This window comes from Streptomyces kebangsaanensis (genome assembly GCF_001906585.1).
In the GTDB taxonomy this organism is placed as follows: domain Bacteria; phylum Actinomycetota; class Actinomycetes; order Streptomycetales; family Streptomycetaceae; genus Streptomyces; species Streptomyces kebangsaanensis.
In genome coordinates, this window is record NZ_JUJA01000114.1 from 22769 (window position 1) to 31878 (window position 9110).

At 77.0% G+C, this 9110-nt stretch carries 6 protein-coding genes; 5 read left to right on the plus strand and 1 reads right to left on the minus strand.

Annotated elements, in window-relative coordinates; translation table 11 throughout:
- The 5 genes from RH94_RS43625 to RH94_RS16905 all read left to right on the plus strand — a co-directional run.
- Window positions 1-802, plus strand: an 802-nt coding sequence (locus RH94_RS43625) for an FHA domain-containing protein (RefSeq protein ID WP_234425828.1), incomplete at its 5' end; no start/stop codon positions are given.
- Window positions 803-912: 110 nt separating this feature from the next.
- Complete coding sequence (locus RH94_RS16890; protein WP_073948415.1) at window positions 913-1317, plus strand: globin; 405 nt, start codon at window positions 913-915, stop codon at window positions 1315-1317.
- 174 nt (window positions 1318-1491) lie between these two features.
- Window positions 1492-4803: an ABC transporter permease gene (locus RH94_RS16895; RefSeq protein WP_073948416.1), complete on the plus strand. Its 3312-nt coding sequence runs from the start codon at window positions 1492-1494 to the stop codon at window positions 4801-4803.
- 1 nt (window position 4804) lies between these two features.
- Entirely contained in the window at window positions 4805-7537 is a 2733-nt protein-coding gene (locus RH94_RS16900) for an ABC transporter permease (RefSeq protein ID WP_073948417.1), read from the plus strand.
- 85 nt (window positions 7538-7622) lie between these two features.
- On the plus strand, window positions 7623-8582 hold the full coding sequence (locus RH94_RS16905) for an ABC transporter ATP-binding protein (RefSeq protein ID WP_073948418.1): 960 nt from the start codon (window positions 7623-7625) through the stop codon (window positions 8580-8582).
- 18 nt (window positions 8583-8600) lie between these two features.
- Here RH94_RS16905 and RH94_RS16910 read toward each other — a convergent pair.
- On the minus strand, window positions 8601-9110 hold a 510-nt coding region (locus RH94_RS16910; RefSeq protein WP_234425829.1), incomplete at its 5' end, for a hypothetical protein.

Genomic DNA, 9110 nt, shown 5'->3' on the forward strand with positions numbered 1-9110 from the left:
CCCGCCGGGCCCGCCCTTCGGCACCGAACCCCCGGGCCGCCCCGGTGGCCCGGGCCCCGGTCCCTCGGGGTTCGGCCCCGACCCGTCGCGGCCGGGCCCGCCGCCGCCCGGTGCGACCCGCCCCGGCGGTCCGGGCGGCCCCGGGGGCGCCCCGCAGGCGTTCCAGCAGGCCGGCCCGCCGGCCCCGCCCGGGTTCCCGCAGGAGACGGGCCGGCCCCAGCCGGGCGGCCCCTCCTTCGGCGGTGACGACGACTGGGTGCTCTCCCCGCCGTCGGCCACGGGCCCGTCCGGTCCCGGTGGTCCGGGTGCGGGTCAGGGCGGCGGCTACGGCTACCCGCAGCCCGGCGCCACCCAGGCCCCGCCCGGCCCGGGCTTCCCGCACCAGCCGCAGCAGCCGGCGACCTGGACGGCGACGATCGGCCCGGACCGCGAGTACTTCATGGCGATGATGCACCGCTCCGGCCCCGAGGCCGCGGGGCTCAACCTGCCCGCGTACTCGCCCGAGCAGCAGCGCACGCTTGCCGGCAACCAGGTCACCATCGGCCGCCGCCGGCACTCCACCGGCGACACCCCCGACATCGACCTGTCGGTGCCGCCGGAGGACCCGGGCGTCTCCCACCAGCACGCGGTGCTGGTCCAGCAGCCCGACGGCAGCTGGGCGGTCGTCGACCAGAACTCGACCAACGGCACCACGGTCAACGGCTCCGAGGACCCCATCCAGCCCTTCGTCCCGGTCCCCCTCCAGGACGGCGACCGGGTCCACCTGGGCGCCTGGACGACGATCACGATCAGGCGCGGCTAGAACGGCGCCCCGCCCACCGGACCACGCCGGGGAGGGACCGCACGGCCCCTCCCCGGTCCCCTGGTCCTAGGTCCTCGGTCCTCGGTCCCCGCGTCTGAGAGCATGGACGCGTGAATGAGATTCGGCGCGGCACGCTTCAGGAGCAGACCTTCTACGAGCAGGTCGGCGGGGAGGAGACCTTCCGCCGGCTCGTCCACCGTTTCTACGAGGGGGTCGCCGAGGACCCCGAGCTGCGGGCCATGTACCCCGAGGAGGACCTGGGTCCGGCCGAGGAGCGGCTGCGCCTGTTCCTGATCCAGTACTGGGGCGGCCCGACGACGTACGGCGAGCGGCGCGGGCACCCGCGGCTGCGGATGCGGCACGTGCCGTTCCGGGTCGACCGGGCGGCGCACGACGCCTGGCTGCGGCACATGCGGGTCGCCGTCGACGAGCTCGGCCTGTCCCAGGAGCACGAGCAGACGCTGTGGAACTACCTGACGTACGCGGCGGCGTCGATGGTGAACACCCCGGGCTGAGCCGCCCCTTCGCCGGTCTCCTCGCACGCCTCCCCTCCCCCTGAGTTCCGGATTCCGGTCGTTCCGCGCCGGAATCCGGTCACGATCCGATCAAGCTCGGTCCACAACCGCTTACCCGGACCCCGTGTCCTCTGAAAGCATCGCCGGAAGGTCTGGACAACTCCGGGGGAACGGGTGGCGGGGTTCACGGGATTCGTCCTGCTGCGTGCGCGTGCGCACCGGCTGCTGCTGGCCGCCGCGCTGCTCACGGTCCTGCTGACCACGACGGTGCTGGCGACGCTCACCGCGTACTCCGGCGCCATCGGCGACGCGGCGCTGCGCCACTCCCTGCGGGACCCGCGCAACGCGGCCGACACCACCCTGGTCGTCCGGACCGACGCGCCGCCCGCCGGGCACGCGGCCACCGAGGCCGCCCACGCCGCCGTACGCGAGCGGGCCCGCACGGCCTTCGACGGGCTGCCGGTCACCGTACGCACCCTGACGCGGTCCGGCCCCTACGGCCTGCCCCGCTCGGTGCAGCCCCCGGCGCAGCTCCCCCGGGCTCCCGGCTCCGCTCGGGCAGGGGGCACCCCCGCCGGCGACCCGGACCTGACGTACTTCGCGGCCCTGGACCCCACGCAGATCCGGCTCGTCTCCGGCCGCCTGCCCCGCGGGACCGCGACGGGGGACGTCGAGGCCGCGCTGCCCGTGACCGCCGCGCAGCGCCTCGGTCTGGAGCCCGGCGCCCGGCTCGCCCTCGCCGACCGGCTCGGCGGCCCGAAGGTCCACGTGCGGATCACCGGGCTGTACCGGCCCGCGGACGCCGGGGCGCTGTACTGGCAGCTGGACGACCTGGGCGGCCGCGGGGTGCGCAAGGTCGGTTTCACGACGTACGGGCCGCTGCTGGCCGGCCCCGGTGTCGTCGGCGGCGGGAAGGTGAGCACGGGCCAGAGCGCGTGGCAGGCGTCCGCGGACTTCTCGACCCTGACGACCGGCCGGACGGAGGCGCTGCGCGACACGGTCCGCAAGGGCACCGCCTCCTTGCGGAAGACGGCCGAAGTGGGCGGCACGGCCGAGGTCATGACCTCGCTGCCCGAGGTCCTGGACCGGATCGACCGCTCCCTGCTCGTCGCCCGCTCGACCCTGCTGATCGCCGCGCTCCAGCTGGCGTTGCTCGCGGGCTGTGCCCTGCTGCTGGTGGCCCGGCTGCTGAGCGGCGAACGCGCCGGTGAGAACCGCCTGCTGCGGGCGCGCGGCGGCTCCCGGGCCCGGCTCGCGGGCCTCGCCGCCACGGAGGCGCTGCTGCTCGCCGTGCCCGCCGTGGCGTGCGCGCCGCTGCTGGCCGGACCGCTGACCGGACTGCTGGCCGGACAGGGCGCCCTGGCCCGGATCGGGCTGCACCCGGACGTCCCGGCGACCGGGCGGGCGGGGGTGTGGCTGGTCGCGGCGGCCGTGGCGCTGGGCTGCGCGCTGGCGGTGACCCTGCCCGCGCTGACCTCCTCGCCGACGGCCGGCCCGCGGGCCCGGCCCCTGCCCGCGCCACTGCGGGCGGGCGCGGACGTCGCCCTGCTGGCGGTGGCCGCCGTGGCGTACTGGCAGCTGAACCGGCAGCCGTCGGGGGAGGTCGTCGGCACGCTCGGCATCGACCCGCTGCTGGTCACCGCGCCCGCGCTCGCCCTGCTGGCCGGGACGGTGCTGACCCTGCGGCTGCTGCCGCCGGTGGCCCGGCTGGCCGAGCGCCGCGCCGCCGGGGGCCGCGGGCTGCCGACGGCGCTGGCCGGCTGGCAGTTCAGCCGCCGTCCGACGCGCGGGGCCGGCCCGGTGCTGCTGCTCGTCCTCGCCGTCGCGCTGGGCATGCTGGCGATCGGCCAGGGCGCTTCCTGGGACCGTTCGCAGGACGACCAGGCCGACTTCCGGGCGGGCGCTCCGGTGCGGCTGCCGGCCGCCGGTGAGGGGGGCCTCGCCCGCACCGAGCAGTACGCGGCCGTACCGCACGTCCGCGCAGCCGCCCCCGCCGTCCGCGCCACGCTGCCGCTCGCCGGCGACCGCACCGCGACCCTCCTCGCCCTGGACACCGCCCGCGCGGCGGACTCCGTGCTGATGCGCCCCGACCTGGCGTCCGAGCCCGTACGCCCGCTGCTCGCCGGGCTCGCGCCCAGGAGCGCGACCGCGGGGGTGAAGGTGCCCGCGGGCACGGCCCGGCTGCGGCTGACGGCGGCCCTGCACAGCTCCGGGACGGGGACCTCGGTGCATGTGGGGGTCACCCTGGAGGACCGCTACGGAGTCCCGTACCGGATGCCGCTCGGCGCACTGCCCGCCGACGGCCGCCCCCGCCCCCTGGACCTGGACCTTCCCGCCGGCACGGGACCGCTGGCCCTGACCGGTCTCGACCTGACCACGGACCAGCCCGTCGGCCTCGCCGAGCGCCACCGCCTCACCGTCTCCGGGGTGGCCGCCACGGGCGCGGACGGGGCGGTGCGCCGGCTGGGCCTGCCGACGGCCTGGAAGGCGGCCTCGGCCGGCACCAGCACCGTCTCCTCCCCCACCGGCGACACCACCCCCGCCAGGCCGGTCGTGACGTCCTCCCACCCACTGACCGTCGCCTACGGCACCGGCCACGTGCCGCACGAGATGCCCTGGGCCGCGGGCACGGTGACCGTACGGCTCCAGGCCACGCAGCCCGCGCAGCCGGAGATCGCGGCCGTGGCGACCGACCGCTTCCTGGACTCCGTGGGCGCGCGTCCGGGGCAGCGGGTGGACGTGACGTTCGGCGGCCAGAACGTCCCGGTCCGCATCGTCCGTTCGGTACGGGCGCTGCCCACCACGGCCGTCTCCGAGCGGGGCGCTCCCGTGGACGCGGCGCACGACGGCGGCGGCCTGCTGATGGATCTGCGCTCGGTGAACCGGCTGCTCCAGACCCGCTACGGCGAACGCGTCGCGCCCACCGAGTGGTGGCTGGGCACCGACGCCCACCACGCGGCGGACGTGGCCGCTGCCCTGCGCGCCGTGCCGGACGTCGACCCGGCACAGGTCGTCGTACGGGACGAGATCGCCGGCCAGTTGCGCGACGACCCCTTCGGCGCCGGACCCGCCGCCGCGTTCACCGCGGCGGCCGTGGTGGCGGCGGCGCTGGCCGCGGTCGGCTTCGCGGTGAGTGCCGCCGGGTCGCTCAGGGAACGGAACGCCGAGTTCGCCGTACTGCGCGCCCTGGGCGCCCCGCGCCGTCAACTGGCCCGGACGCTCGCCACCGAACAAGGCGTGCTGGTGGCCCTGGCGCTGGTGGTCGGCACGGCCCTGGGCACCGTGCTGACCCGGGCCGTGATCCCGCTGATCACGCTGACCGGACAGGCCGTGAAACCCGTGCCGACCGTGCTGGTCCACCTGCCGTCCGGCCAGGTGGCCGTCCTGCTGGCGGCCGTCGCCGCCGCACCGCTCGCCGTCACCGCGGTACTGGCGCTGCGCCGGGCCGACCCTGCGGTGTCCCTCCGAGACCGCGGAGGTGAGTGAGATGACCCCCGTCGCTCCCGCCTGGGTCCGGGTACGGCTGCGCACCGCGCCGGGTGCCGCGGCCGCCCTCGCCCTGCTGGTCGCGCTGACCGCGTGCCTGGCCGCCGCGTTCCCGCGCGCGCTCGACCGGTACGAGGACACCGGACTGGTCCGGGCCGTGGAGCGGGCGACCCCGCAACGCACCACCGTGCTGATGCGCGCCCCTCAGCCCGGCCTCCACCTCCCTCAGCGGCAACGGGAACAGGCACTGCTCCCCCAGGCCGTGGGCCGCCAGTACGCCGCTGTCCTCGACACCGTCCGACGGCCGCTCGCCGCCGACCCCGGCCAGTCGGCGTACGGGGTGCAGACCCGCAACGACCTCGCCGTCCCCGACCGCTGGCTCTCCCGGCCCAGCGGACTGCCCGCGAAGGTGCACCTCGCCGCGCAGAGCGGACTGGCCGCGCACTCCTCGGTGCGCGCGGGCCGGCTGCCGCGGGCGAGCGGCGAGGTCACGGCGGCGACCGCGGAGGTGGAGGCGGCCGTGACCGCGGAGACGGCCGGGAAGATGCACATCGAGGTCGGTTCGGTCATCCACGTACCCGCCGTGTCCCGCCCCCCGCTCGCCGTCCGCGTCACCGGCATCCTGACCCCGCGCGATCCCGACGGCGCGTACTGGGCGACGCAGCCCCTGCTGCGCACCCCGGACCTGATACGCGTGCCCTCGCCCGATCCCGCCCCGCCGGAGTACTGGCTCGGCGTCCTGCTGCTCCCGCCCGAGGCGGCCCCCGCGCTGCTGGGCACCGCCGGGTACGCCACGCCCTACTGGCAGGTGGCCCCCGACACGCGCGCCCTGCACGCCCACGAACTCGACGGCCTGAAGTCCGCGGTCGCCTCCCTGGAGTCCGGGCCGGGCCTGGGGCAAGTACGCGAGGCCACCGACCCGGGAACACAGGCGAGCACCGAACTCGACGACGTGCTCCTCTCCTACGACAGCCTGAGGTCCGGCATCGTCCCGCTGGTCGCGGTCGCCGCCGTCGGCAGCGCGACGGTCGCCGCCGTCGTCCTGCTGATGGCCGGCGGCCTGGCCGCCGACCGCCGCCGCGCCGAACTCGCCCTGCTGCGCGCCCGCGGTGCCTCCCTGCCCGGCCTGACCGGCCGGCTGCTCGCGGAGACGGCGGTGGTCGCCGTGCCGGCCGGGGCGCTGGGGCTCGGTGCGGCCCTGCTCGCCGTCCCCGGGGGCCGCCGCACCGCCGCGGTCGTCGCGGCGGTGGCGGTCACGGCCGTGGCCTGTGCCGCGCTGCCGCTGCGCGCGGCGGTCGCGCACCGCGTGGTCCGCGTCCACGGGCCGCGCGAGGACACGGTGTCCGTACGTCCCTCCCGGCGCCGTACGGTCGCCGAGCTGACGCTGCTGGTGATCGCGGCGGGGGCGGTGGAGGCGCTGCGGCGGCGCGGGGTCTCGGGCGGGTCGGGGGACCCTCTGGTGTCGCCGGCACCGGTGCTGGTGGGCGTGGTCGCGGCCCTGGTGCTGGTCCGCCTGTACCCGTGGCCGCTGCGCCGGCTGGCACGCCTGACCGGTCGGATGCGCGGGGTGGTGGGCCCTCTGTCCCTGGCCCGCGCGGGCCGTACGTCCGTCTCGCCGGTACTGCCCCTGCTCGCGCTGCTGACCGCGCTCACCACCGCCGCCTTCGGCGGCTCGGTGCTGGCGGGGGTGGCCGACGCCCGCGACCGGGCGGCCCTCCTCGAGGTCGGTGCCGACGCCCGCGTCGAGGGGACCGGCGCGCTGCCGGCCGGGCTGCCCGACCGGTTCCGCCGGGCACCGGGCGTACGGGACGTCACCGAGGTGAGCCTCGACCACTGGGCCAAGGCGGGGAGGACCATGAGGCAGGTGCCGCTGGCGGGCGTCACCCCCGCGAAGTACGCGGCCCTGGCCGACCGCACCGGGCTCGGCGCCTTCCCGGCGGAGCAACTGCGGCGACCGGCCGACGCCGGCTCCCGGGCCCCGCTGCCGGCGCTGGCCTCCCCGTCGGTCGCCGCGGCGTACGGCATGCGGCCCTTCCCGGTGCGGCTGGGCGACGGCACCGAGGTGACGGTCCGGATCACCGTGGTCCGGGACCGGACCCCGGCCGTGACCGGTACCAGTTTCCTGGTCGTGGACCGGGCCGGGCTGAGCCGTGCGACCGCCGGGACGAGCACGCTGCTGCTGACCGGCGAGCACCTGGACACGGGCGCCCTGCGACAGGCCGTGGGCAAGTCCGCGTCCGTACAACTGCGCTCGGTGCAGCGGACCCGGTACGTCGACTCGCCCCTGCAGTCCGGCGCCGAGGCCGTCTACACGGTGGCGGTGGCGGCCGGTGCCGGGTACGCCGTACTGGCCCTGCTCCTCTCCCTGCTGCGGGCCGCGCCCGAACGTGCCGCGCTCCTCGCCCGCCTGCGCACCATGGGCCTCACCCGCGCCCAGGGCCGCCGTCTCCTCGTCCTGGAGTCGCTGCCCCAGGCCCTGCTCGCCTCGGCGGGCGGCGCGCTGACGGGCTGGGCGACCATCCGCCTCCTGTCCCCCGGCATCGACCTGACGGCCGTCGCCCTGCCGTCCACGGCGGCGTCCCTCGGCGGCAGCGCACTGCGGACGGATCCGCTGTCGCTCGCCCTGCCGACGGCGGCGGTCCTGCTGCTGGCGGTGGGGATCGCCGTCGGACAGGCGTGGTGGACGGGGCGGCGGGGCTCGGTACGGGAGCTGAGGGCGGGGGACGCGAGATGACTCCAGCCGAGCACCGCAGCCGCTCCGGTCGCCGTGACCGCCGCGGCCGCTCCAGTCGCCGTAGCCGCCGCCCAGGAGACCTCCGATGACGACGAACCCCAGCCTGGCCGACCTGGCCCAGCGTGCCGCCGCGGGCCGCTCCCGCCCGGCCTACGGCCACGACGCGCTGATCAGCTGCGACCGCCTGGTCCGCATCTTCACCACCGACGGCGTGGAGGTCCAGGCGCTCCAGGGCCTGGACCTGCTCGTCCGCGAGGGCGAGCTCATGGCTCTCGTCGGCGCGTCCGGCAGCGGCAAGTCGACCCTGATGAACATCCTCGCCGGCCTGGACACCCCCACGGCCGGCGCGGCCCGGGTCGCGGACCACGACCTGCTCACCATGACCGCGAAGGACCGCCTGCGCTACCGCCGCGAGGTCGTCGGCTTCGTCTGGCAGCAGACCTCCCGCAACCTCCTGCCCTACCTGACCGCGGCGCAGAACGTCGCCCTGCCCATGCAGCTGTCCGGCACCTGGGGGAGGGGCCGCCGCGCCAAGGCCGAACGGGCGCTGGAACTGCTGGAGTTGCTTCAGGTGGACGACTGCCGCGACCGCCGCCCGCACGAGATGTCCGGCGGCCAGCAGCAGCGCGTCGCGATCGCGGTGGCCCTCGCCAACAACCCGGCGGTGCTGCTCGCCGACGAGCCGACCGGCGAACTCGACTCCCACACCGCCGAGCAGGTCTTCGCCGCCTTCCGCACCGCCAACGAACGCCTGGGCACCACCATCGTCATCGTCACCCACGACCAGGCGGTCGCCACCGAGGTGCGCCGCACGGTCGCCATCCGCGACGGCCGTACGTCCACGGAGGTGCTGCGCCGCAGCGAGGTGGACGCGGCGACCGGCGACGAGCGGGTGGTGAGCCGCGAGTACGCCATGCTGGACCGGGCCGGACGCCTGCAACTGCCCGCCGAGTACACCCAGGCCCTGGGCATGCGCGACCGGGTGGCACTGGAGCTGGAGCCGGACCACATCGCGGTGCGGCCGGACGACAGCGAGGGGAGCTGACGGCCGGCCGTCACCGGGTCAGCGGACGCTGAGGCCCAGGGTGCCGAGCCCGGCCTCGGCCCGCCGTACGGCGATCGAACCGTAGGGGGTCCGCAGCCGCAGCCACGCGCCCGACGAGAACAACGCCGGGTCCTCCGTCCCGGGGGCCGCCGGGGGCCTGAGGAACCGCAGCGACTGCGCCGCGTGCACGGCCCGCACGGGCAGCTGGGTCTGTCCGACCATCCGGGACCAGATCTCCCGCCCGATCCGGTCGAGTTCGGCGCGCGTGCGCCGCTCTTCCTCCAACTCCTGCGTGCGGGAGCGGAATTCGGCGACGGCGGCGGACACCATCGCGCCCAGGGCCGCCGCCGGGGGCAGTCCCGGCTCCGGGCGCCAGCCGCCGCGCGGCGGGAGCACGCCCGCCCACGGCGGCCCGGTCACCGCGGCCGGGACGTGGGCCGAGGCCGCCGCCTCGTCGACCGACTCCAGCAGCTCACCGGCGGAGACGGTCACGTCGAGGGTGGCCTCGGGCCCGTTCGCGTACGGCTC

What these genes read in the sequence shown, in the direction of transcription:
- RH94_RS16900 (WP_073948417.1), top strand. Translation starts at nt 4,805, where the DNA reads ATGACCCCCGTCGCTCCCGCCTGGGTCCGGGTACGGCTGCGCACCGCG.
- RH94_RS16905 (WP_073948418.1), top strand. Translation starts at nt 7,623, where the DNA reads ATGACGACGAACCCCAGCCTGGCCGACCTGGCCCAGCGTGCCGCCGCG.